General features: G+C 36.0%; 22 protein-coding genes and 1 pseudogene. 13 read left to right on the top strand and 10 right to left on the bottom strand.

Features of this window, described 5'->3' with window-relative positions; translation table 11 throughout:
• Genes hslV through csd6 form a run of 4 tightly spaced genes read left to right on the top strand, consistent with a single transcriptional unit; the run spans position 1 to position 3,768 of the window.
• The gene (gene hslV, locus AA974_RS03915) at positions 1-543 is read left to right on the top strand and encodes an ATP-dependent protease subunit HslV (protein WP_064433511.1); all 543 of its coding nucleotides are present in this window, start codon (positions 1-3) and stop codon (positions 541-543) included.
• The gene (gene hslU / locus AA974_RS03910) at positions 543-1,874 is read left to right on the top strand and encodes an HslU--HslV peptidase ATPase subunit (RefSeq protein ID WP_064433510.1); all 1,332 of its coding nucleotides are present in this window, start codon (positions 543-545) and stop codon (positions 1,872-1,874) included. The genes hslV and hslU overlap by 1 nt, the downstream gene beginning before the upstream one ends.
• Complete coding sequence (era, locus tag AA974_RS03905) at positions 1,874-2,779, top strand: GTPase Era (RefSeq protein WP_064433509.1); 906 nt, start codon at positions 1,874-1,876, stop codon at positions 2,777-2,779. Before hslU ends, era begins: the two co-directional genes overlap by 1 nt.
• The gene (gene csd6, locus AA974_RS03900; RefSeq protein WP_064433508.1) at positions 2,776-3,768 is read left to right on the top strand and encodes a cell shape-determining L,D-carboxypeptidase Csd6; all 993 of its coding nucleotides are present in this window, start codon (positions 2,776-2,778) and stop codon (positions 3,766-3,768) included. The genes era and csd6 overlap by 4 nt, the downstream gene beginning before the upstream one ends.
• Positions 3,769-3,829: 61 nt before the next feature.
• On the opposite strand, the gene AA974_RS03895 is transcribed toward csd6, so the two are convergent.
• Positions 3,830-4,675, bottom strand: coding sequence for a tetratricopeptide repeat protein (locus tag AA974_RS03895; protein WP_064433507.1), 846 nt, complete (start codon positions 4,673-4,675; stop codon positions 3,830-3,832).
• 224 nt (positions 4,676-4,899) lie between these two features.
• On the opposite strand from AA974_RS03895, the gene cag1 reads away from it, so the two are divergent.
• The 3 genes from cag1 to cag4 all read left to right on the top strand — a co-directional run bounded on the left by cag1 (position 4,900) and on the right by cag4 (position 7,398).
• Complete coding sequence (gene cag1 / locus AA974_RS03890; RefSeq protein WP_064433506.1) at positions 4,900-5,247, top strand: cag pathogenicity island protein Cag1; 348 nt, start codon at positions 4,900-4,902, stop codon at positions 5,245-5,247.
• 186 nt (positions 5,248-5,433) lie between these two features.
• Entirely contained in the window at positions 5,434-6,879 is a 1,446-nt protein-coding gene (gene cag3, locus AA974_RS03885) for a type IV secretion system outer membrane cap subunit Cag3 (RefSeq protein WP_064433505.1), read from the top strand.
• Between the two features lie 9 nt (positions 6,880-6,888).
• Positions 6,889-7,398, top strand: coding sequence for a VirB1 family T4SS lytic transglycosylase Cag4 (cag4, locus tag AA974_RS03880; RefSeq protein WP_064433504.1), 510 nt, complete (start codon positions 6,889-6,891; stop codon positions 7,396-7,398).
• Positions 7,399-7,584: 186 nt separating this feature from the next.
• On the opposite strand, the gene cag5 is transcribed toward cag4, so the two are convergent.
• The 7 genes and pseudogenes from cag5 to cagV all read right to left on the bottom strand — a co-directional run bounded on the left by cag5 (position 7,585) and on the right by cagV (position 18,891).
• Positions 7,585-9,831 (bottom strand): VirD4 family type IV secretion system ATPase Cag5, encoded by a 2,247-nt coding sequence (gene cag5, locus AA974_RS03875; RefSeq protein WP_064433503.1) that lies wholly within the window; start codon positions 9,829-9,831, stop codon positions 7,585-7,587.
• Between the two features lie 8 nt (positions 9,832-9,839).
• On the bottom strand, positions 9,840-10,832 hold the full coding sequence (virB11, locus tag AA974_RS03870; RefSeq protein WP_000133874.1) for a cag pathogenicity island type IV secretion system ATPase VirB11: 993 nt from the start codon (positions 10,830-10,832) through the stop codon (positions 9,840-9,842).
• Positions 10,833-10,836: 4 nt separating this feature from the next.
• Positions 10,837-11,436: a cag pathogenicity island translocation protein CagZ gene (gene cagZ / locus AA974_RS03865; RefSeq protein WP_064433502.1), complete on the bottom strand. Its 600-nt coding sequence runs from the start codon at positions 11,434-11,436 to the stop codon at positions 10,837-10,839.
• A gap of 136 nt (positions 11,437-11,572) precedes the next feature.
• Positions 11,573-14,885 (bottom strand): annotated as a pseudogene (locus AA974_RS03860) (CagY family CD-EC repeat-containing protein).
• Positions 14,886-14,899: 14 nt separating this feature from the next.
• Complete coding sequence (cagX, locus tag AA974_RS03855) at positions 14,900-16,468, bottom strand: type IV secretion system apparatus protein CagX (RefSeq protein ID WP_064433501.1); 1,569 nt, start codon at positions 16,466-16,468, stop codon at positions 14,900-14,902.
• Positions 16,469-16,520: 52 nt separating this feature from the next.
• Positions 16,521-18,128 carry a cag pathogenicity island VirB6 family T4SS protein CagW gene (cagW, locus tag AA974_RS03850; RefSeq protein ID WP_064433500.1) on the bottom strand — a complete coding sequence of 536 codons (1,608 nt, stop codon included), beginning with the start codon at positions 18,126-18,128 and terminating at the stop codon, positions 16,521-16,523.
• A gap of 4 nt (positions 18,129-18,132) precedes the next feature.
• Positions 18,133-18,891 carry a cag pathogenicity island type IV secretion system protein CagV gene (cagV, locus tag AA974_RS03845; RefSeq protein WP_064433499.1) on the bottom strand — a complete coding sequence of 253 codons (759 nt, stop codon included), beginning with the start codon at positions 18,889-18,891 and terminating at the stop codon, positions 18,133-18,135.
• Positions 18,892-19,108: 217 nt separating this feature from the next.
• On the opposite strand from cagV, the gene cagU reads away from it, so the two are divergent.
• Entirely contained in the window at positions 19,109-19,756 is a 648-nt protein-coding gene (cagU, locus tag AA974_RS03840) for a cag pathogenicity island translocation protein CagU (protein ID WP_064433498.1), read from the top strand.
• Between the two features lie 15 nt (positions 19,757-19,771).
• Positions 19,772-20,614 carry a type IV secretion system apparatus protein CagT gene (gene cagT / locus AA974_RS03835; RefSeq protein ID WP_064433497.1) on the top strand — a complete coding sequence of 281 codons (843 nt, stop codon included), beginning with the start codon at positions 19,772-19,774 and terminating at the stop codon, positions 20,612-20,614.
• Between the two features lie 201 nt (positions 20,615-20,815).
• On the opposite strand, the gene cagS is transcribed toward cagT, so the two are convergent.
• Positions 20,816-21,415, bottom strand: coding sequence for a cag pathogenicity island protein CagS (gene cagS / locus AA974_RS03830; RefSeq protein WP_064433496.1), 600 nt, complete (start codon positions 21,413-21,415; stop codon positions 20,816-20,818).
• A 464-nt stretch (positions 21,416-21,879) separates the two neighbouring features.
• Here cagS and AA974_RS03825 point away from each other — a divergent pair, with 464 nt between their 5' ends.
• Together AA974_RS03825 and AA974_RS07580 are read left to right on the top strand one after the other, a co-directional pair.
• Positions 21,880-22,185, top strand: a complete 306-nt coding sequence (locus tag AA974_RS03825; RefSeq protein ID WP_064433495.1) for a hypothetical protein — start codon at positions 21,880-21,882, stop codon at positions 22,183-22,185.
• 56 nt (positions 22,186-22,241) lie between these two features.
• Positions 22,242-22,433 carry a hypothetical protein gene (locus tag AA974_RS07580; RefSeq protein WP_080471023.1) on the top strand — a complete coding sequence of 64 codons (192 nt, stop codon included), beginning with the start codon at positions 22,242-22,244 and terminating at the stop codon, positions 22,431-22,433.
• 264 nt (positions 22,434-22,697) lie between these two features.
• Here AA974_RS07580 and cagP read toward each other — a convergent pair whose 3' ends face one another.
• The gene (cagP, locus tag AA974_RS03820) at positions 22,698-23,042 is read right to left on the bottom strand and encodes a cag pathogenicity island protein CagP (RefSeq protein ID WP_064433494.1); all 345 of its coding nucleotides are present in this window, start codon (positions 23,040-23,042) and stop codon (positions 22,698-22,700) included.
• A gap of 314 nt (positions 23,043-23,356) precedes the next feature.
• Between cagP and cagM the strand changes: the two genes are divergently transcribed.
• Entirely contained in the window at positions 23,357-24,487 is a 1,131-nt protein-coding gene (gene cagM / locus AA974_RS03815) for a type IV secretion system apparatus protein CagM (protein WP_064433493.1), read from the top strand.
• 14 nt (positions 24,488-24,501) lie between these two features.
• Positions 24,502-25,422, top strand: coding sequence for a hypothetical protein (locus AA974_RS03810; protein ID WP_064433492.1), 921 nt, complete (start codon positions 24,502-24,504; stop codon positions 25,420-25,422).
• Positions 25,423-25,476 lie beyond the last annotated feature (54 nt).

Here is a 25,476-nt window from a genome sequence, read left to right as displayed (position 1 = left end):
ATGTTTGAAGCGACGACGATTCTAGGCTATAGAGGGGAATTGAATCATAAAAAGTTCGCGCTCATTGGAGGCGATGGGCAGGTGACTTTGGGTAATTGCGTAGTCAAAGCCAATGCGACAAAAATCAGAAGCTTGTATCACAACCAGGTTTTAAGCGGGTTTGCCGGGAGCACTGCGGACGCTTTTAGTTTGTTTGATATGTTTGAACGCATTTTAGAGAGCAAAAAAGGGGATTTGTTTAAAAGCGTGGTGGATTTCAGCAAAGAATGGCGCAAAGATAAGTATTTACGCCGACTAGAAGCGATGATGATTGTTTTAAATTTGGATCACATTTTCATTTTGAGCGGCACGGGCGATGTTTTGGAGGCTGAAGACAATAAGATCGCTGCTATTGGGAGTGGGGGGAATTACGCATTAAGTGCGGCTAGGGCTTTAGATAATTTCGCTCATTTAGAGCCTAGAAAACTTGTAGAAGAGTCCTTAAAAATCGCAGGAGATCTTTGCATTTACACTAACACGAATATTAAAATTTTGGAGCTTTAATGTCTAAATTGAATATGACCCCAAGAGAAATTGTCTCTTATTTAGATGAATACATCATTGGGCAAAAGGAAGCTAAAAAGTCTATCGCTATCGCTTTTAGGAATCGTTACAGGCGTTTGCAACTGGAAAAATCCTTACAAGAAGAAATCACGCCTAAAAACATTTTAATGATTGGTTCTACTGGCGTGGGTAAAACTGAAATCGCAAGAAGAATAGCAAAAATCATGGAACTCCCCTTTGTGAAAGTGGAAGCGAGCAAATACACAGAAGTGGGTTTTGTGGGGCGTGATGTGGAGTCTATGGTAAGGGATTTAGTCAATAACAGCATGCTTTTAGTGGAAAATGAGCATAAGGAAAAGTTAAAAGACAAGATTGAAAAAGCGGTTATAGAAAAAATCGCTAAAAAACTCCTGCCCCCCTTGCCTAATGGTGTGAGCGAAGAAAAAAAACAAGAATACGCTAACAGCCTTTTAAAAATGCAACAAAGAATCGTGCAAGGCGAGTTGGATAGCCGAGAAATTGAAATTGAAGTGCGTAAAAAAAGCATAGAGATTGATTCTAATGTGCCGCCTGAAATTTTAAGGGTTCAAGAAAACTTGATTAAGGTTTTCCATAAAGAACAGGATAAAGTCAAAAAAACTTTAAGCGTTAAAGAAGCTAAAGAAGCCCTAAAAGCAGAAATTAGCGACACGCTTTTAGACAGCGAATCCATTAAAATGGAAGGCTTGAAGCGTGCGGAAAGTTCAGGGGTGATTTTTATTGATGAAATTGATAAGATCGCTGTAAGCTCTAAAGAAGGAGGCCGTCAAGATCCCAGTAAAGAGGGGGTTCAAAGGGATTTGTTGCCGATTGTAGAGGGGAGTGTGGTGAATACGAAGTATGGCTCTATTAAAACAGAGCATATTTTATTCATTGCAGCAGGGGCTTTTCATCTTTCTAAGCCAAGCGATTTGATCCCTGAATTGCAAGGCCGTTTCCCTTTAAGGGTGGAGTTAGAGAATTTAACCGAAGAAATCATGTATATGATTTTAACCCAAACTAAAACCTCTATCATCAAGCAATACCAAGCCCTTTTAAAAGTGGAAGGCGTAGAAATTGCGTTTGAAGACGATGCGATCAAAGAGTTAGCCAAACTTTCTTATAACGCTAATCAAAAAAGCGAAGATATAGGTGCTAGAAGGTTGCACACCACCATTGAAAAAGTGCTAGAAGACATTAGTTTTGAAGCTGAGGATTATTCTGGGCAAAATGTTACTATCACTAAAGAGTTGATTCAATCAAAACTAGAGGATTTAGTGGCTGATGAAAATTTAGTGAAGTATATTTTATAATGAAAACTAAGGCAGGCTTTGTAGCTCTTATAGGCAAACCAAACGCTGGAAAAAGCACTCTTTTAAACACTTTATTAAACGCTCATTTAGCCCTCGTTTCGCATAAGGCTAATGCGACAAGAAAATTAATGAAATGCATCGTGCCTTTTAAAGATAAAGAGGGGTATGAGAGCCAGATCATTTTTTTAGACACACCAGGGCTTCATCATCAAGAAAAATTACTCAACCAATGCATGCTCTCACAGGCTTTAAAAGCGATGGGCGATGCTGAATTGTGCGTTTTTTTAGCTTCTGTGCATGATGATTTAAAAGGCTATGAAGAGTTTTTGAGTTTGTGCCAAAAACCCCATATCTTGGCTTTGAGTAAGATTGACACGGCCACGCATAAGCAGGTTTTGCAAAAATTGCAAGAGTATCAAAAATACGCTTCGCAATTTTTAGCTCTAGTGCCTTTGAGTGCGAAAAAATCTCAAAATTTAAATGTGCTTTTAGAATGCATCAGCAAGCGTTTAAGTCCTAGTGCATGGTTTTTTGAAAAGGATTTGATGAGCGATGAAAAAATGCGCGATATTTATAAGGAAATCATTAGGGAGAGTTTGTTTGATTTTTTAAGCGATGAAATCCCTTATGAAAGCGATGTGATGATTGATAAATTTATAGAAGAAGAACGCATAGACAAGGTGTATGCGCGCATTATCGTAGAAAAAGAAAGCCAAAAAAAAATCGTGATAGGCAAAAACGGGGTGAATATCAAACGCATCGGGACTAGTGCGCGATTGAAAATGCAAGAAGCAGGCGAAAAAAAGGTTTTTTTAAACTTGCAAGTGATCGCTCAAAAATCATGGAGCAAGGAAGAAAAGAGCTTGCAAAAACTAGGTTATATCCATCAAAGGAATAGGGATTGAAAAAAATATTATCAGCTTTGCTAATGGGGTTTGTGGGCTTGAATGCTGATGAGCGTTTGTTGGAAATTGTGCGTCTTTATCAAAAACAAGGCTTGGAAGTGGTGGGCCAAAAGCTGGATTCTTATTTAGCGGATAAATCTTTTTGGGCAGAAGAGCTTCAAAATAAGGACACGGATTTTGGTTATTATCAAAACAAGCAGTTTTTATTTGTGGCCAATAAATCCAAGCCTAGTTTAGAGTTTTATGAAACAGACAACAACATGCTTAAAAAAATCAACAGCTCTAAAGCCCTTGTAGGCTCTAAAAAGGGCGATAAAACTTTAGAGGGCGATTTGGCCACGCCTATTGGAGTGTATCGTATCACGCAGAAATTAGAGCACTTGGATCAATATTATGGCGTTTTGGCTTTTGTAACGAATTACCCTAATTTGTATGACACTTTGAAAAAACGCACTGGGCATGGCATTTGGGTGCATGGAATGCCTTTAAATGGCGATCGGAATGAATTGAACACCAAGGGCTGTATTGCGATTGAAAACCCAATTTTAAGCTCTTATGATAAGGTCTTAAAAGGCGAAAAAGCGTTTCTCATCACCTATGAAGACAAGTTTTTCCCCAGCACTAAAGAAGAATTGAGCATGATTTTAAGCTCCCTTTTTCAATGGAAAGAAGCTTGGGTTAGGGGCGATTTTGAACGCTACATGCGTTTTTATAACCCCAACTTCACTCGCTATGACGGCATGAAATTCAACGCTTTTAAAGAGTATAAAAAAAGGGTGTTTGCGAAAAACGAAAAAAAACACATCGCCTTTTCTTCTATTAATGTGATCCCTTACCCCAACTCCCAGAACAAACGCTTGTTTTATGTGGCGTTTGACCAAGATTACAAAGCCTACCAGCAAAACAAGCTCTCTTATAGCTCTAATTCTCAAAAAGAACTCTATGTAGAGATTGAAAACAATCAAGTGTCTATTATAATGGAAAAATAGGGCTTTGTTTGAATGAGAGCCATTTAAGCGGGTTTTTCTAATCTTAAAGTTTGATTAAGAATTACAGAGCTTCCATAGCTTTTTCATAGCCAAATTCTGCGGATTTTTGCAAGAATTTTTTAGCCCTGCTTTTTTGTTTTCTAGTGCCAAGCCCTTCTTTATAAGCGATCCCAATTCTATAAAGGATTTCCCCCATTTGTTGTTTGAGTAAAATAATATTGCTTGAAATTTCAGCAATATCTGCCCCAGAAAGTGCATCAGGAACCTCACTGTTGCTGTGAAGGAAATACTTAAAGTCCTCAAGTTTTTCAAATTTCTTTCCAAATTTTATAGGATTTGCGCTCAAACCTGAAAGATCAATGAATTGTAATCCAATAGCGATACCAGCCACTTGTGCAAGGTTTGGTAATCTAAAATTGTTATGAAAATTTATGCCTTTATTAGAAAGTCTGCGAACCACACTCCTGTAAGTATTGAGCGCTTGTTTCAAATCCTTTTTCATCCCTAAGCCTTGCGCTTGCATGTATCCTAAAATAAGAGCGCCCCCTAACATGCCACTCCCATACCTTTTGATAGCGTTTTTTGCATAGAGTTGTGCTTTTTTGTAATCCACTTTCACGCCCTTTCCCTCCAAATACATTTTGGCTAAATAAACACTGCCAAGCCCAATGCCGTATTCTTGTGCCTTTCTAAAATTTTTAAAGGCTTGCTTGTATTGGCCTTTATTAAAATTGTCTAAACCATTTTCAAAATAATATGTCTTATGATATCGCATGTATTCATCCCAAGCAGGACTTATGCTAATATATTCATCAGCTATACAAAGTGAAAATAACAACAATAAACATAATAAAAGCAATAAAGGCTTTAAAAAAGAGAGAGCGGTGCGATAAAAATCTTTAAACATGTCAGATCCTTTTACAATACTAAAAGAGCTAAACTCAAAAATGTCAAACAGAAGAGCAATCTCAATCGGTCTATCTTAAACGCTTCATTTATCAAATCATCTTTTTTAAATTGCAAACAACAGCATAATGGCAACATGGAGATGGTTTTATATTATTTTGCTATAATAACATGAATTTGTTTCATAGTAACAAATTGAGAATATACCATTATGGAGGTAACACTATGGCTGACACAATCAATACAACTGAATCAACCCATGAAACAAAAAAGCCAAACGCTTTTGTAAATTTTTTCAAAAACAATTTGACTGATAAGCGCTATGATGCATTAGGCCTCATTGGAGCAGGGGTTTTATGTTGTGTCTTGAGCGGTGCTATGGGGATTGTTGGGATAATCTTTGTCGCAATAGGAATATTTTTGTCTTTTTCTAATATCAACTTAGTGAAATTAGTTGAAAAATTGTCCAAAAAGCAATCTAAAGTGGCAACAACTGCCCATAACGAAACCCAAAAATCTCAAGCAACAAGCGTTACCAATGAACCAACTGAAGCTAAAGAGACTAAAGATTGAGGCAAAACAACGATTTTGACTAAAGAAAGAATAAGAGAAAATTTCAAAAATTTAGGTGTTCTAGCGGTTTGTCACTCACTGCATGACCCACACAAGTGGTCTATAAATTCTTTTTTCTTAGGGTGTGAAAATTATCTTAAGTGCAATGGAATTTTCTCTATATCAATCTGAAGAAAAAGGAAATTAATGTTTAGAAAACTAGCAACCGCTGTATCGCTCATAGGCTTACTAATCTCTAACACTCTTTATGCTAAAGAAATAAGTGAAGCCGATAAGGTCATCAAGGCCACTAAAAAAACTAAAGAGACCAAGAAAGAAGCTAAACGACTCAAAAAAGAAGCCAGACAGCGCCAACAGATCCCTGATCATAAGAAACCTCAATATGTCTCTGTTGGTGACACAAAAACTCAAGCGCTTTTTGATATATACGACACCTTGAATGTGAATGACAAAAGCTTTGGGGATTGGTTTGGGAATAGCGCTTTGAAAGACAAAACCTATCTCTACGCTATGGATCTATTGGATTACAACAACTATTTATCCATAGAAAACCCCATTATCAAAACAAGAGCAATGGGGACTTATGCAGATCTGATCATTATCACAGGCTCGTTAGAACAAGTCAATGGGTATTACAACATTCTAAAAGCGCTCAACAAACGCAACGCTAAGTTTGTGTTAAAAATCAATGACAAATTGCCTTATGCCCAAGCGACTTTTTTGAGAGTGCCAAAAAGAAGCGATCCCAATGCCCACACGCTTGATAAGGGAGCGTCAGTTGATGAGAATAAGCTTTTTGAACAACAAAAACGCGCGTATTTCAACTACGCCAACGATGTGATCTGCAGACCCAATGATGAAGTGTGTTCGCCCCTAAGAGATGAGATGGTAGCTATGCCCACTAGCGATAGCGCTACTCAAAAACCCAATATCATTGCTCCTTATAGCTTGTACAGACTAAAAGAGGCAAATAACGCCAATGAGGCCCAACCATCACCTTATGCCACTCAAACCGCTCCTGAAAACAGCAAAGAAAAGCTCATAGAAGAGCTAATCGCTAACTCCCAACTCATAGCCAATGAAGAAGAGAGGGAAAAGAAACTCTTAGCAGAAAAAGAAAAACAAGATGCTGAATTAGCTAAATACAAGCTCAAAGACTTAGAAAATCAAAAGAAACTAAAAGCTTTAGAAGCAGAGTTGAAAAAGAAAAATGCTAAGAAACCTAGAGTAGTGGAAGTGCCTATTCCTCCTAAAACAAGTAATTCTGACGAAGTAATGAGAGTTGTCAAAGAAAAAGAAAACTATAATGGATTGTTAGTGGATAAAGAGACCACGATCAAAAGAAGCTATGAGGGGACTTTGATCAGTGAAAATTCTTACAGCAAAAAAACACCTCTCAACCCTAATGACTTGAGGAGCTTAGAAGAAGAAATTAAGAGCTACTATATCAAGTCTAATGGTTTGTGTTATACTAGTGGCATTAGTCTCTATGTCAAAATCAAAAACGACCCCTATAAAGAGGGAATGCTGTGTGGTTATGAGAGTGTTCAAAATCTGCTCTCACCTCTGAAGGACAAGCTCAAGTACGACAAGCAAAAGTTACAAAAAGCGTTATTGAAAGATTCAAAGTAAGTTAGAGTTTTGTTTGAGAAATGGATTGGTCTGACTTTACTTCTTAATTCCTTAGCCTATCCATGCCAAAAAGTAACCATTAGTTTCAAGCAATACGAAAATCTTATCCATATCCATCAAAAAGGCTGCGGCAATGAAGTGGTGTGCAGAACGCTCATCTCTATCGCTTTATTAGAAAGTTCTCTGGGGTTGAACAACAAGCGAGAAAAATCCTTAAAAGACACTTCCTATTCCATGTTTCATATCACTTTAAACACCGCTAAAAAATTCTATCCTGCCTATTCTAAAACGCTCCTCAAATACAAATTGCTCAATGATGTGGATTTTGCGATCCAATTAGCCAAACAAATTTTAAAAGAAAATTTTGATTATTACAAACAAAAACACCCCAACAAAAGCGTGTATCAATTAGTAGAAATGGCGATAGGCGCTTACAATGGGGGGATGAGACATAACCCTAATGGTGCTTATGTAAAGAAATTTCGTTGCATTTATTCTCAGGTGCGATATAACGAGTAGAGCAATCTATAATAATATCATTTGCATCATTATCTTTTAATTTTTCTGAAATATATTTTGCTTCTTTTTGTTAAGATATTTTGTCTTTTTATTTTTTGGAATAGGCTTTTTGCTTTCCTTGCAAAGAAGCACTTGATCTGATTTTGAAGGATTTTCAAAAACAAAACTAACGATTAGAAACTAAAATCACAGTTCGCTTGAACCTACAGGCACTAAAGATTTATCATAGCTCAATTCACCTCTAGTTTTAGCGGCTTGCAAATCGTCATAGAATGTTGCCTGATCAGGCACTTTCCCCAATTTGTATTTTTTGCTCAAGCTCGGACTTACCTTAATGAGTTCATCGGTGAAGAATGGATCATCATAGTAAAGCGCCTTGTGGCATTTGATTGGTTTGAGCGTATTCTCTAAAATGATAAGCTCATCGCCCATAGTCATCAATTCATCAGGAGTCATCAAAAACCGCTCTTTGTTGCTGATAGAAGTATTGGTCTTACCTGTATTATCATCAATGCTTCGGCTCACATCTTGTCTCGTGTATTTCCCTAACACCTTAGAAAGTTTTTCAAAATGCTCGTAGTAGTTATCGTTGTTAATCCCATAATACATATTCAAAGAAAGGTTGTCTAAAATGGTCTTAGCACCATTCCTACCATAACCAAGTGGAGGGTCATTCTCTAGTTGTGCCTTACTTTGAAACACAAAAGCGGGGCGCATGTTGTATTCTGCCATAATCCCTACCGCTTTAACAAAGGTCTCTAAATAGCCACAGAGCGTGAATTCATCCATAAGCATTAAGCAACTTCTTTTGCATTGTGGATCATGGATTGGCAGAATAAGGTTGCTATAAATCATCACATTGAAAAACAGCTCTAATATCGGCCCAACAATAGTGCTTTCTTTAGGATTAGCGATCACGCCAATACTCACTTCATCAATCCTTAAACGCCTGAAATCAAAATCATTAGCGCTCGTGAAATTTCTGATCATGGCGTTATTGTAAGGCGCAAACGCTGAAGTATAGACCCCTTGAACAGAGCTATAAGTTTCTTTAGCACCACCCATTGTCTTGAAGTTATTCCACATGTTTCTAGTGGCAGGACTAAGCGCTCTTAGATTATCGCCACTCTTATCTTCTTCACCTCCAAAAAATTCCATTAAAGACACGACTTTTTCCATGTTTGTGTCTTCATCAATCAAGTTGATACCGCTTGCCATAGAACCTATGAAAAACATCGTGGGGGTTTCAGGCATGATGATTTTTTTTCTTTTGACAAACTCAAGCCCCTTTTTAGTCCACATGAGATCCCTATAAATATTGCAATTGATGACAAAAAGATTCCGCGCTTGATTGCTAAAAAAAGGATCTTTTTCATTAGGCCTTTCAGGGAACACGAGCTTTGCCAATCCAAAGATTTGAGTGGAAAAATCCCCCCCACTAGCCACCATCCCATGCCCTTTTAAGCGTGTGTCAATTTGAGAGAGTATGTCTTCAGTCAAAACCACATCATTACCAAAATCCACATAAGCGAAAGGATTAAATCGGTGTGTTTTTAAGGAGAAAGGTTCATAAATATACACCTTTTGGTTGAAGCGTTTTTCTCTGATTTTTCCGCAAGTTTCCATGGTGTCAGCCTTAGGGTCAAACACAACGATATTTTGAGGATAATTGATCATATTGGGTATGATGAAACCCACCCCCTTACCGCTTCTAGTAGGAGCAATCAAGCCAATGAACGCCTGTCCTGCGTAAGCGATAAAATCCCCTAAACCACGCCTGCCTACAATAACCTCTCGTTTGTCAAAGGCGCGTTTTTTATTATTGGGTGTGATAAGTTTAGCTTTGATCATTTTCTCTTCAGTTTCCCAACTCGCGCTACCAAAGAGATCATCAACTTTTTTATTCGCTCCTATGTCTCTAGTCCGAGTTAAGTATTTTAAGAACCACACAAAAAAGGTAATGAATATATAAGAGCATAAAATAGAACTATATACGACTAAGGATATATTGAACCCATAGATCTTGAGTGAACTAAAACAAAGCGCCTTAAAATAGTATGCAGGAAAATCTTGTATCGCATAGATCCATATATCAAAAAGATCATCATCGCTCTCAGGCAATCTGTTATCATCATAAAAATTACCTAAGAGAATCAAGAAAAATAACCCTGATGTGATAAAAGAATAGGATAGTAATAGTATAGCTTGTAACCAAAAGCCAAAGGTTTTAACTCTTTCTTTCAGCCCCTCTGTCATGATTTCTTTAAAGTTTTTTTTCTTTTGAGGTTGGTTAGCTTTATCTTTAAAAGTCTTTTTTTGAGCTTTTATGAATTTGTAGAGAAAAAATAACGCTATTAACCCTATGAAACTAACAATAACAACCAACTTATAATCCTCTATGAAATATAAGGTGTTATACAAAAAGTCTTCCATTGCGCCTACTACCTGTGTTTGATATAAAATTCATCACACTGTTTGTGGTGGTTGATATGGACAATCATATCAATTAAATCTTTAAAGCCCTCAATGAGACTTTCAAACTTGATATTCCTTGCTGCGCTATTAGATGAACTCATGTTGGCTAAACGAATAAACGCTTCTTCACTGCTCCCTGCATGCAGAGTGGTTAGCGTGCCTTTATGACCGCTACAAAGCACATTATAAAAATCGTATGCCTCACTGCTTCTGAGTTCTCCTAAAATGATTCTATCAGGCCGCATTCTCAAACATGACTTTAAGCAATCAGCAGAGGTGATATTCCCACCAAAAAAAAGCTGTGTGTAGTTCTTGTGATGTTTGAATACAATCTCTTCGGTGTCTTCAATGGATATGATCCTTTCTTCTTTAGGGATAAACTCCATGATGCTTTTGATATAAGTCGTTTTACCGCTTCCTGTGCCGCCACAAACAATCACATTCTTACCAATAGCAATACCATCTTTAATCGCGCTGATCGCTTGTTCTTTGTTATCTAGTAGATTATAAAAACCCTGCTCTTCAAAGAAGCTATGAGGATAGGTTGTTTTGCTGGGTATCCTTATGGATATGGAAATGGTTTCATCATTAACTGTAACAGGGGAAAGGACAATCTGCACCCTTTCACCATTTGCTAAATTGCTGCTCAAAATAGGATTTTCATAGTTGTCTATGGTTTTTTTCTTAAAACTTGCACAACACCGAGCAAAATGCATTAAACGAGACAGACTAAAGGCTTTCTTGTCTCTCACATCAAATGGTTGCCATTCGCCATTATTTTTTAAAACCCATACAACCTTGTTCCCGTTGTAACAAATCTCAGTGATATTTTCCATTTTTAAAAAATCACCAAAAAGTTCTTCAGTGGCATGCCTTAAAGGATTTAATGCCGCTTCTTTTAAAGCTCTTTCTACTTCTAGAAATTTTTTATCTTCTGCGCTCAATCTGTCTTCAGTCATGTTCTTATTCCAAATTTAATTTTAATTGGGTTATCAATTTAGCTCTTTCTAAAGAAGTGAGATAAGTCTTATTTTTGCTCAAAATAATATATTTAGTCCCTATATCTTGGACAATCTCATTGAGCTTCCTCCCAAAATCATCTATCCCTAGAATCTGAAACGCCACGCCCATCATATTGCCATCTATGAATGGCGGTAAATACTCTCTTGGCAGATAAGAAGCCACTAGATCTGAAATTCTTGCCACTTCATCACACATAAAATTATTGAAGTTGTCAGAAATTTCTGCAACAAACTCCCCAAGCGTTAGTTCATTTTTGATCGTGCTTTCTGCAAAAGTCTTTTCTTGTTTGCAACGATTGTAACTGGCTAACACAAGGTTGTTCAAATAGTTGTAATAAGCATCAAAACTAATAAAATTCTTTTGCATATTGATTCTTAACTCTTGAACTCTTCTCAAAAAATCTTGCGGATCGTTGCTATCTTTTAAAGAAATGGCGTAATTTTGAATAAACTTATCCCTTACTTCATTTGCATTTCTCATAAGAGAGCTGTTGTTATCTAAGATCTTTTGTCTTTCTGATTCATTGAAACCGAGTTCCATTGCTGTTTCCTTTCATTGTTTTTGCTTGGTTTTTTCGCCACTATGTTCTCTAAAAGAGCCTATTGTTGGTTTTGTCTTTTATTTTGTAAAGAACCGAGTTTGGTAACATAAATATATTTTATCCTTTCTCTATGAATTAATTGCCACCTTTAGGGCTTGTGGTGATTTCTTCATGTTCTCTAGACAAAGTTTTAGTGCTTTGTTTGATAATTTCATCTACCACAGATTTGTTGGTGATTTTAACATCATACACGCCACTAAAATCAATATCGTCCATTGTGAGAATCTTAATACTATCGCCCTCATTTTTGTAAAAACTTGGGGGGATATTCATCAGTTGCCCTAGAATTTGATTAGACATCTGAGCCGAACTTTGCATACTACCATTGATGGCTTGACCCAAAGCGTAATTAAATTCAGGTGTCCTTTCACTTCTACCTTTGCCAAGGCCTATGAGTTTATCTAGAGCTATGATAGGCGCAGTTTGCAAGAAGCTATTAACCACGCTTGCTATCACAGCAAAGCCTATGCGCTTCATAAAGTGATTATTCACATAGCCATCTACCCCTGCTTCACCTAGCATGCCTGCTGCTTGAGCGTTTGCTAGAGGTATCACCACACCATCAGGCGTAATGGCTTTAGTAAAGACTATCATTAAGCGTGTCATAATAGGTGTGCCACCTTTCACGCTTTGATAATTCCCATACACCTTAGTGCCTTTGTCTAGTAAGATCATAGTGCCGTTCATGTTCCATACATCTTTGGCTACAACCCCACTCACTATACCTGTGAGAGTGGCATCTACTTTAGAAGTCAGAGTGATTTCAATAGGGGTGTATTGCGCTAAAACAAATGTGGGATCACTCTTGCCTATAAAGGCCTGTTTGACAGGGCTTGTTTCATCTTGTGTTTCTGCTTTCTTTTTGTCATCAACGGGATTACCATTTTCATCTACAAATTCCCCACTCTTTTCTTTTTTAGTCTTAAGAGCGATTTCACTGATATTCTTGGCAGTTTCTGCGACATCTTTGTCTATCTTATTGCTTTCTGCTTTAGCTTCTGTTGTGGATTTTTTACTTTTTTCTTTATCGTCATCTTTTTTATTGCCACCTAAAGCCTTAGCTAATTTAGCTTCCAAATTCTTATCCTTAATGGTTTTTTCTGTTTCGTATTGCTTGGTAATGTCAGGCTCTATGGAAGCATAAACAGGATTATCGCTAGCTATTTTGTCCGCATCAACATTAGCGGCGTTAATAGTGGCAATATCGCCACCATTTTTGAAATCCATTGGCAACAACGGATAACCTTTAGCCGCCATGTTATCAAAGGTTTTGCGGTTCCTTAGTTCGCTATAAAGCAGATCCACTTCATCAGCTTGTCGTTTAATTCCTAGAATTAGCGCCCTTTCACTATCGCTCAAGCCATCTAAACATTGCTCTATGGCTTGTTGATCAGTAGGGTCATCTAAGTTATCCAAGCACTCGCTTGCTTGATGCAACCTTTCTGTTTTACTCAATTGATTTTGTTTGCTTTGTGTTTTTTTATTTTGGATTTCTTGGATCAAATCGCTATAAAGGTTTTGGCATTTCCTTTTTTCTTCATCGGTCCTAGCCGTTTTCAAACAATCCAAGACAGCCTTTTCTCTAGCTTCTTGCAGGTATTTGAGCTTCTCTTCATCGCTCAAACCATCCAAACACTTCATAATAGCCGCTCTGTCGTTAGGATCGGCGTTTTTCAAGCAATCTTTGATCGCTTTATCTTTTTGTTGGAGTTCTTTCGCTAAAAATTTCCTCGCTTCAGGCGTGAGTAATTTCTCGCATTCTTGTTTCTCTTTTTCATTCCTGGCTTGAGATACGCAGTCCAAGTAAGCCTTAACGCTCTTCTTAACTTCTTCTTCTAAGAGTTTTTTCGCTTCAGGCGTGAGCAATTTTTCGCATTCTTTTCTTTCAAGCTCTTGATACGCAGTCTTTATAAGCCTTGACGCTCATATCAGCTAGTAGTTCTTTTTGCAAGTCTTGGGGAATATTTTTCAAGCACTCGTTTCGTTCTTCATCAGTTTTAGCGTTTTTCAAACAATCTAGCGCTTGCTGTTTCAATCTTTCTATAGCTTCTTTAGACAAGCCTTTCAAGCATTCGTTTTTCTCAGCTTCTGTTTTGGCATTTTTAACACAATCCTTATACTCTTGAAGCTCTTTTTGAAGCTCTAATTCCTTACGGAACTTCTCTCTAACCTCAGGGTCATTTATGAGTTTTAGGCACTCGTTTCGTTCTTCATCGGTTTTAGCGTTTTTCAAACAATCTAGCGCCACTTGAACTTTTTGTTGGTTCAGTAAGCTTTTTTTCAGGTTTTCATCTTTGATTAAATCTAAACACTTGATCCTTTGTTCTTCAGTTTTGGCATTTTTAATGCAGTCATTATAAGCCTCTAGAGTCTTTTTCATTTGATCTTGAAGTTTTTTGTCTTTGATAAGCTTCAAACATTCTTCATAGTTGCCACCATTACTAATACATTCATAAAAGGCTCTCAATGGGTTTTTGTCCTCAATTTCTGCAATATTCAAATAGTTGTATAAGGTTCTATTGGGATCGTCATTAAAGAAAAGATTCTTATCGATCATATTGCCTTTTTCATTCCGTTCTTTCAGCAATCGGTTATACTCTTGCCTTATTTGGATTTCATCATTGACATAAAGATTCCTGTCTTTGCTAAAACGAGAGCTTTTATCTTCCAAAGGCACGAAGTAGTGAAAAATGCTTCTAGAAAATACAATAATCACGATAAGAACAGCGACTACAATGCCACCAATGATGTATTTCTTTTTGCTTCCTTTGATAATCTCTTGATCGCTAGAGTCGTTAGTTATTTCTTCTGACTTGTCTCCATCAAAATTGGTTTCAGTTTCTGTGGAGTTGTCAAGATGGTGATCTGAGCTTTCTTGGGATTCTTTTGAAGGATCTTCAAAATGATTGGCTTCTGTTGCTTCTTCATTGGATAAATCTTTCGGTGAATGTTGTTGGGTTTTTTCAGAAGTTTCATCATCCATTAAGTCCGTTTGAGTTTCTTCTTGATACCCCTTATTTTCTTGATTGTCTTCTTCGTTCAGTTCTTGGTTTTCTTCATCTAAATTCTTTTGCTGAGTGAAAGGTTTTTTATCATCAACTAATTTTCTGGCTTTCTTGAATAACTTGTCTGCTAGACTGCCATTGCCAGATTCTGAAGTTTCATTACCTCCAGAATCCGTTTGAGTTTGGGTTTCTTCTGACTTGTCTCCATCAAAATTGGTTTCAGTTTCTGTGGAGTTGTCAAGATGGTGATCTGAGCTTTCTTGGGATTCTTTTGAAGGATCTTCAAAATGATTGGCTTCTGTTGCTTCTTCATTGGATAAATCTTTTGGTGAATGTTGTTGGGTTTTTTCAGAAGTTTCAAGTTTATCGTTTTCTTCATTCATGTCTTAACGCCTTTTTATTTATCTCTGACAAGAGGGAGCTTTTTAATCACACGCTCCAATTCACCATAGTTTTTGATATTGTAATTTCTTGTCAATGGATTTTTCCCATAGCCTTTATTTATTACTGTTACAAGCGCTTTGTCTTTAATGAGCTTAAACTTCTCTGCAATTTCATTAACTCTATACCATCTCAATCCTGAATTGGTCATGTTAGGATCAATGGCAGCATCAGTCATGCTCAATTTCCCATCAGGTTGAACCACAAAAATAGCAGGTTGGAGAGTGATGTTTTTGAAACCAAAATAAGTGAATGTGCCATCATCAAAAATTTCAGAGGGCATAATATGTTTAGAGCGTTTTTCAGGTGCTTGGTAGTAATTGTAGTTTCTAGGCACAGGGTTTCTTTTTAATGCATTATGCACATATTGAGTCTCTAGCGCCTTTGCTTGATCTAAGATAATTTTTTGCTTTTCTTCTCTTATTTTTTCTTTGTTAATAATCTGTTCGTTGCTCGCCATCATTACTCTATTGATGTAGGCTGTGGTGTTAAGATTTTCTTGCTTGATCAATTCTTTCTGCCTCTTTGCTTCTTCTCTCTTTTTTAATTCCTCTTCAATAACGCTAGAGACTTCGTGTCTTTGCGGGTATTCCAATTTGACTGTTAGATACGCCGAAGCAAAATTGTCTTTTTGAGCTATTCTCAAAATGAATTGATACAAGGCTTTATTAGTCCGCACAACAAGATTAGTTCTCCAAGCGCTATCGCTAGGAGATAATTCTATGGAGTTATCCTCAGGGCTTTTTTGAGGCTTATCTGTCTTAATATTGATTTTCTCCTTGGCTCTTTGTTTAACTGCCTCTTCAGCTTGTTTCTTGTTGAGTTCTTCAATTTGTTTGAGCGCATTAGCTTGAGCCTGTTCTTGCATGTCCTCTAGTCGTTCCATTTGGTCTAATTCATTTTCTCGTTGTTGCTTGATAAATTCGCTAAGATTTTTGTTATTGCTCAAATTTTGTGGGTTACTCATAGCGTTAGTGAGATTTTCTAAATTGGCTCTATTTTTTGCACGCTCTTGCTTTCTTTTTTCTCTTTTATCTTTTTGCGCTTTTTGCGCCTGTTCTTTAGCTTCTTTTTCTTTTTCTAGAGCTTTTTTTTGTTCTTCTAATTCTTTAGGGTCAGGCGCATCTACGATAAGTTTTTTTGTTTTTAAAAATTCTTGGTAATCTCTTGTCATTAGGGCAAAATTCACCGCTTCTTTTTCAAACATGAGATTGCTTTTTACCGATTTAGGTTGGATGAATATATGATTAGAATTAGGCACAATATTCCAACCTTTATTGAAACCTGTTGTGATGTAAGAAATAGTTTCATCTTTTTCAAGTTGGATCACAGTAACATTGTCTAATGAAGTCCAAATCGTAATAGGTTTTTCATCTCCCAAATAAGCAATCTTCTTATTCACCACTTTCACCCTACCACGATTAAAATTTTTAATGTCAGGTGTTGTTGCTTCTATTGCACTAGATAAAAATAAATAACCAAGACAGAAACAGCCAACAATTTTTTTAAAAAATGCCTGCTCCATCAACAATTCCTCTTAAAAAATATTTGTAATTGTAACACAAGAATAAAGTGGCTTATCCTTTAAACATAGATCCACCAACTCTTCCCACCATTAAGGCATCTTTTTCTCTATCCATTCTGCTACCATCCATAGAGACGGAGCTGAAAATGGTATTAACGATCGCATTGACACTCTCAATAATCGTCTCTATGAAACCTTTTAAAATAAATAGAGTGATGAGACTCGCAATAGTTGAATCGATACCTAGTCCCCCTTGATTGATGTTTTGTATAGCAACAGAGGGCGTTATGGTCAAATTGAATGCCAATAACGCCAAAACACCAAAGAGCAAAATAGGAATAGCTAGAACCAAGATAAACAAATTATTAATAAACCATATCAATATGTTTTTCATAGAATCTTTGAACCAATCTAGCACGATCAAACATACCGCAATAGGGAACACAATACCGCTAAAAGCCCCCGCTATCAAAGGTTTCACAACAACAGTGCTTATTCTCATAATGATAGTTACTTGCATAAAAATAGCGAATAAAGAAATACCTGCCACTTGTAGACCTTGTAACAAACTAGGAGCGTTGTTGCCAACATTAGAAAAAACAGCTCTTACTGCAGGTAAAATGGAATTAACAGTGTAATTCAGCACTAAATCTAAAGCCCAAAAAAGAACTTGATTCAGCCCAAAAGCACCTGCTAAACCAAAATAAATGGAATAAGAGATTTTATAAAGATAACCAAAACCTGCATAGGCGATAAAAGAGACCATCGCCATTTTGAATAATGTTCCCCCAATAAATCGCATGTATTCAAAACCTATGTTGATCTGAACGCCATTTGAAATATCCCTCAATTTCATAAAAGAAATAAAAACAAAAATCCCAAAAACAATATAAATTAGGTAAGAAACAAAATCAAGATATGACCCTTGCCCTATGATAATATCAGGCAGATTGACGACACCATATGCAGGAAGAACAGCAGCGTCCGCTCCTTTGACAACAGATTCTAGTGCGGCAAAAGCAAGCATGGCTGTAGTGTTGTTTTGCAATTTATTTGCAGTGAATTCTTTGCCAATCAGCCAAATTAAACCATCAGCTGTAATATTCGTAGAAGCTTGAGCGGTTATTGAGCTGATTATTTGTAAAAGAACATTGCCTTTCACATTGTCCTCAACACCGCCTTTGGTAAAATTCTGAATCTTGTTGCTCAAATTGTCTAGCACGCTATCCATGGATACATCTATGTTTTTATTTATCAATGCGTTCCAACCGAAATTACAGCCGCTTGATGGCGTTAGAGCAAAACCTTGTATAGCTGTAGCAACACCTGCCCACGCCGATCCCCATAAAGGACCTAAAGTATTCAGATATTTCACCAGATTGCTAGCGGCTAAACTTGTGGCTAATGGCGTGCTAAGCGCTTCGATCACACCCTGCCCTGAACTCTTTCCACTCCCTGATGCGCCAATAGATGTATAGCCTGTCAGAATATCTGCAAAACTTTTGTTGGTTAAAACATAACTCGGTATCAGCATGCAATAAACTGTTTGGTAAATTTTGAGATTTGAAACAATGGGCAAATCAATAGCTTTCAACCAATTAGGAACAATGAGAAAAAAACTTATGATCGTTATTAAAAAAGTCCTTTTAATATTAAACATGCTCTTAATTCTTCAATTCCTTATTTTTTGATTCCACTTCTTTAATCTTTCTCAAAATTTCGCTTACCGTCTGTTCGTTTTGTAAATCTGTGATTTGAATGTCAAACACTTTGAAGCCAAAAGGATTGATGATAAGATTTTCTTGAGAAGAGTTGCCTCTAGCAAAATCATAATAAATAGTTACTTGTTTTTTAGTAATATATTCATAATTTTCCATTGTATCAGGTGTGATTTTGATGGTAATGAAAAATGTTAATCGTGTTAAGGGGCTATTTTTGACTTTTTCTCTTTGTATGTTAGAGCTAATGATAGCTTCTGCTCGGACTTTATCTACGAATTGTCTGATATTTTCATTGAACATCCTCATTGCTTGGGTTTGGAAACTCACATCGCAATACTGCATTAGTTGATCCTTGCGATCCCTCAAAGAATTTTTGCTATAACCAAACAGCAATGAGACAAATTTTGAGGTTGCGCTATCCACAACGGCTTCAGAATTGACAATTTGCCTAGCATCGGAGCGTTTGACGATTTTAAATTCTCCTGTGTATCGATCAATGCCATAAACAAATATATCTGTTTTCTTCAAAGGCATCATCATCACAATACTCGTTACAGCGGCGACATTGAGTGCCATAGAGAGATAAAAAGCCCTTTTGAAAGTCCTATTGGCCTTATTGAGTTTTGCCAATCTATCAAGGGCTATCACACCCCCAACCAAATTTTCATCAATCAAGACTTCCTCGTTTTTTTTCCCTAACATGCGACAGCTTTATTGTTTAGTTATTGGTTTGTTGGTTGTAAAACTTGAGAAATTTTTTCATTAAGAACTCCTTAAAATAATCTCATTATAGCAGAATTTCTGTAAAGAATGAAATTCTAGAAGCGCCTCATTCAAAGAGATAAGACAATCACAACTCTAGAGAGAGAATGGTATAATAACAAAACAATTTCTCAATTTAATTCTTGAAAGGAGTTTCATGAACGATACAACAGAGCGTCATGGATCCAATTCGCTAAACACCCCACCACCTAGCAACTCACAGGGCAATGATCTTTTAAATTTGCTAGACTCGTTATATCCCAAAGGGAGTTTAGGGGAGCAAAGATTCCACGAAGCTCTAAAGAATCAAGGAGAGTTGAAAAATATCCTGATAGAAATAGAAAAGCTACCGCAAGAAAAAAGGTATGAACTTCTGATGCAGATAGGACAAGCCAAACAGAGAATAATGGAAGCATACGCTCATTCATTCTTAGGATATATAGGGGGATTAGAGCATCTGTTAGGATTATGTATGGGTGGGATATTTGTTTTGTTTGCAATCTATTTTGTATTTTTAAGGACTAGTAAAAACATGGATCTAGTGGAAAGTCTAAAAACAAAACTAAAACTTCAGTATTTTTACTACGCCTTTGGTGTGGGTGCGGTTTTGTTTTTTGGATTAGAAACAATTAGATCTATTTATGAACTATATATATTAGGAATTGGTAGCGCTAACGACAAGGTGCTCTTTGTTTTGAAAAACATTTGCTTCATAGGTATGGGCTATTTGATTTATAAAGTGATTAAGGTTATTGGTGTAAAAAATTTTATCAATGGTCTTTTCACTTCAAAGAAACAAGAATAATAAGGAGAAACAACAATGAAACTGAGAGCAAGTGTTTTAATCGGTGTGGCAATTCTGTGCTTAATTTTAAGCGCATGCAGTAATTATGCGAAAAAAGTGGTGAAACAAAAGAACCATGTTTATACGCCTGTGTATAATGAACTGATAGAGAAGTATAGTGAGATACCCTTAAATGACAAACTCAAAGACACACCATTCATGGTGCAAGTGAAGTTGCCAAATTACAAGGACTATTTGTTGGATAATAAACAAGTTGTACTGACTTTCAAACTCGTTCATCATTCTAAAAAGATTACGCTCATAGGCGATGCCAATAAGATACTTCAATACAAGAATTACTTCCAAGCTAATGGAGCAAGATCCGATATTGATTTTTACTTGCAGCCTACTTTGAATCAAAAGGGTGTGGTGATGATAGCGAGTAACTACAATGATAATCCCAACAGCAAAGAAAAACCACAGACCTTTGATGTGGTGCAAGGAAGTCAGCCAATGCTAGGAGCTCACACAAAAAACTTGCACGGCTATGATGTGAGTGGGGCAAACAACAAGCAAGTGATCAATGAAGTGGCAAGAGAAAAAGCTCAGCTGGAAAAAATCAATCAGTATTACAAAACTCTCTTACAAGACAAGGAACAAGAATACACCACTAGGAAAAATAACCAACGAGAAATTTTAGAAACATTGAGTAATCGTGCGGGTTATCAAATGAGGCAGAATGTGATCAGTTCTGAGATTTTTAAGAATGGCAACTTGAACATGCAAGCCAAAGAGGAAGAATCTAGGGAGAAACTACAAGAAGAAAGAGAGAATGAATACTTACGCAATCAAATCAGAAGTTTGCTCAGTGGTAAGTGATTGGAAGAAAGGGAGAGAGTGGATTTTTCTAAGGGTAGAGAGCAACGCCAACAGGCGCTAGCCTTACTTGATCAATAAAGCGATCAAGTGGGTAATCTTTTTAAAGCACCTATCATTTTTTAATCCTGTCTCTGCCCAAGACAAATATTTTTCAAACTGAATTTTGTTAGTTGCACCGAGATTTTTTGTTCGTTTTCCACATCAAGCATTTGGCACTCCTTTTTCTTTCATGTATTTTTCAAGATCAAATTTCATCAGCAAATCCCTAACATAGTCGTTATATTGTTCAATGGTTTTTAGATTAGCATAGAAATTCACTTCTTCATCTGTCATCACAAACAATTTCAATAGCGGGAGCTTAGTGTTATACAATTCTATTTGCGAGTCCATTTCTCTAATACTCATCTTAAACATGATGGGCTTACTGAAGAAAGGCAGAAATATTCCAAGAATTGATCGATCAAATTTAGAGAATAAGAAATTAGGATTCTCTGCAATCGCATGCAACAGCTCCATAGTCTCACTCTCAAGCAATCGATAAACCTTTTTAAACTTATCAACACCAATGCTTTTGATAACAGCGCGATAATCTTTCATGTAATTTCTTAGAACCTTATCTAACGCTCCCTTGTTTGTATGCATCTGTTTGAAAAAATCATGCATAGTTTTTATTTGATCTATGATTTTCTTTTTTTCATCAGTGTTTAAAAGTTCGTTCTCCTGCAAACTCTCAATAAGTTTTTCTTTCTTATCTTTTGAGTCAGCAATCATTGAGAAGAGTTTTCGCATGTTATTACTCATATCGCTCTTGATCCCTTCAATGGATTTTGTTTCTCTTTAGATTATTCAGATCGTAAAGGTTTGTATTAAAATTATACAATATCTGTGGTGTGAAAATTTCAGAGCGGTCATAATTCAAAGAGTAAGAAACTATTTTTAATCATAAAATATTGTTTCAATCACTCTTATATCTGTTTTTCAAAACCTACAGCAATCTTAATCTCAAACTCCATGATTTCAAATTTAAAGGAGCGTTCTTTAAAAATAATTCTGCATTCAGTGTGTTGGCAATTTTGTTTTTGGTATGGTGGTGGTTTTCCAATTAATACTAAGAAAAATTTGCTATAATAGGAGATAAAAACAAAAAGAATATGAATGTTTGGTGGCAAAAATATTTGATTTGTTTGTGGTTGGTGGTTATTTAGTGCTTGATTTCGTGAATAATTTTACCAATGGATTAGCAACCAAAAATAAAAGGATTGGTTATGGGAAAAATTTTAGCTTCTTTGTTGGGTGGTGGGACAAATCTTTTTACAGGTTTATCTAGCGATTTGTTTTCTATGATATTAAATTTTTTGTTCTTTCTAATGTTAATGATGGGACTTAATGAAATATTAGAGAAGAAATTCAACTTACCCATGGGTAATATCAAGAATTTTATGACGGAAGTGCTACAGAATGGATTCGGTAGTATGAAAAACATGGGATCTGCTTTGATTGGCAATGGTTTTAGCAGTAGCAAATCAGACAAAACCGCTAATCAAATGAGTGTCCCCCAAGTAAAACTTTAGTGGTGCATTAACCATCTGAATATGAAATTTTTTTCATCTTTCACGGAGAGATTTGTTTGATTGACAAGGTTTTTACCGCCCTTAATTTTCTACTCGCTTCAAAAGAGACTTTAGAGCAACAAGACAAAGAATTGAAAGAGAAACACTTGTATCCATCAGATAAAAACAATTGCAATACCAATAACCAAACCACCGCAATACCCACTAAAATCTGTCTTTTCACTGCAAAAATCTTGAAAAACCAATGATTTTCCACCTAAAAACACGCTAAAAACGCATACTCTTTTTATGACTTTAATTTTACTTAAACAACCTTAACCCTTTTTAGTTTAAATTGGTCTATTGTTAGGAGTTGTGGGGACACTCCAATGTTTAGCAGAATGCGCTAAAAATTAAATGGATTAGATAGAACGATACTAAAATAGACTAATGGGCTAGGCGCTTACATATGGTGTATTAAAGGACGGAGTTTTTCGCTGGTGGGATAAAGTTATCATTAGAGCTTGAGATACTTACAAGAACCAATTTTGCCATTGAGCCATAAGCATGATCAGCTTCATTGTGAAATTTGCGTGGCTTAAGAGATAGTATTTGCTTATTACGCTGAGAGAAACGAGTAGCAAAAGATAAGTGGTGTAATAAAAAAAGCTAGGTTTTATTATGAGAGCAAATAAGAATAATATTGGATAAACTAAAATCACCCCTGCCCCATAAGAAAAAAGCGCTATTAAAAAACCTATAACGATAGAGCTGATATTGAACAGCCTATAATAAAGGCTGTATTTATCTAAATGTTTGTTGAAAGAATGTTTGAATTGTAAGAAGTTTTGTTTTAATTTGCTAATCGGTTGTTTCATTTTGGTTTTTAAAGAAATAGTTCAAGGTGGCGAACCAACGATTTGTTTGTTTATGCCGAACAAAGAACAGAAAACATCTGTTAAAGAACAAAGGAGTTTTCCATCTAAAAAACGCAAATCCATTGTATAAAAATAATCTTAAGATAAACTTAAAAAATACCAACAAGCCGCATACAAGCAAGAAAAACATAACACTATAAGACCTATTTTACTTACCTTTTGGATATGGAAAAATTTTGATCCATAGTTTTGCAAAAATTGTGGTAAAATGTGTTGGTATTTTTTTGAAATTTTAAGGTTACAAAAACTATAAGATGCTTGCAAAAATCGTTTTTAGCTCATTGGTTGCGTTTGGAGTTTTGTCGGCTAATGTGGAGCAGTTTGGTTCATTTTTCAATGAGATAAAAAAAGAACAAGAAGAAGTGGCTGCAAAAGAAGACGCTCTTAAGGCTAAAAAGAAGCTCTTAAACAATACGCATGATTTCTTAGAAGACTTGGTTTTTAGAAAACAAAAAATCAAAGAGCTTATGGATCATAGAGCTAAAGTTCTTTCAGACTTAGAAAACAAATACAAAAAAGAAAAAGAGGCTCTAGAGAAAGAGACAAGAGGTAAAATCCTTACTGCTAAGTCAAAGGCTTATGGTGATCTAGAACAAGCCTTAAAAGATAACCCTCTCTATAAGAAACTTCTTCCTAACCCTTATGCCTATGTTTTAAACCAAGAAACATTCACGCAAGAAGATAAGGAGCGTTTGAGTTATTACTACCCCCAAGTGAAAACGAGCAGTATTTTTAAAAAAACTACCGCTACCACTAAAGATAAGGCTCAGGCTTTGCTTCAAATGGGTGTGTTTTCTTTAGATGAAGAACAAAACAAAAAAGCGAGCCGATTAGCTTTATCTTACAAGCAAGCGATTGAAGAATATTCCAATAACATTTCTAATTTATTGAGCCGAAAAGAATTGGATAATATAGATTATTACTTACAGCTTGAAAGAAACAAGTTTGACTCCAGAGCAAAAGATATTGCTCAAAAAGCTACTAACACGCTTATTTTTAACTCGGAACGCTTGGCGTTTAGCATGGCGATTGATAAGATCAATGAGAAATACTTAAGGGGCTATGAGGCTTTTTCTAACTTGTTGAAAAATGTCAAAGATGATGTGGAATTGAATACTCTGACTAAAAACTTTACCAATCAAAAGTTGAGTTTCGCTCAAAAACAAAAATTGTGTTTGTTGGTTTTAGACAGCTTCAATTTTGATACCCAATCCAAAAAATCTATATTAAAAAAGACTAATGAATACAATATTTTCGTAGATAGCGATCCTATGATGAGCGACAAAACAACCATACAAAAAGAACACTACAAGATATTTAATTTCTTCAAAACAGTGCTTTCTGCATACCGAAACAATGTTGCCAAGAATAATCCCTTTGAATAGGAAAGGAGACGCTCTTGAAAAGTATCTTCAAAAAACTAGGTTCTGTCGCTCTTTATTCTTTAGTGGTTTATGGGGGCTTAAACGCTATCAATACAGCATTATTACCGCGTGAATACAAAGAATTAGTGGCTTTAGGCTTTAAAAAAATCAAAACACTCTATCAAAGACATGACGACAAAGAAGTTAAAGAAGAGGAAAAAAAACTCGCCACTAACGCTTTGATAGAAAAAATACGAAATGATAGGGCGAGAGCAGAGCAAATTCAAAAGAATATTGAAGCGTTTGAAAAAAAGAACAACTCTTCTATTCAAAAAAAAGTGGCTAAGCACAAAGGATTACAAGAATTAAACGAAATTAACGCTAACCCTTTGAGTGACAACCCTAGCAGCAATTCTTCCACTGAAACCAAATCTAATAAAGATGATAACTTTGATGAGATGATCAATAAGGTGAATGAATCTTTTGTGAAACCTGCTACTCCGCTTGTGCCTGATGGGTGGAGAACACCTGAAATTGAAATCATTATCAATGGGTGTATCATTTCAAGCAATGATTACGATGGGTTAAGAAAGTGTTTGATTAAAGGCATCAAGGATCCAAAAATTCTTACCCCCTTATTAGAAAAAATTCAAGAAATAGAGACAGAAAATAACAAGTTTTCCAGACAACGCTTGAGTGGTTTAAAATTCGCTTTTAATAACAGCAACAACAGAACCTTTCTTATAGCTTCGTGCGCTATTTGTGAGAAGAGAAAAAAAGAAATGGAGCAAGAAAATAACTACCAAGATACTACAAATGCAAGTGAGTTTGGAGCTACTGATACAAAAGAAAATGAAGCAAAAGATACAACATTCTCAAACAATCGCTCTAAATCTGAACTGCCCAATAGCGTCATTGATCAAATAGAACAAAGCATCGCTCATGGAAAAAAATAAAATTATTAGCTCAAAAAACAACTAGAGGAAAAAATCCCTTAGAAATCATAGCTT

This window comes from Helicobacter pylori (assembly GCF_001653475.1).
Classification (GTDB): domain Bacteria; phylum Campylobacterota; class Campylobacteria; order Campylobacterales; family Helicobacteraceae; genus Helicobacter; species Helicobacter pylori_CM.
Note: the sequence above shows the minus strand (reverse complement) of the source record. Positions and strands in the feature narration are given on the sequence as shown.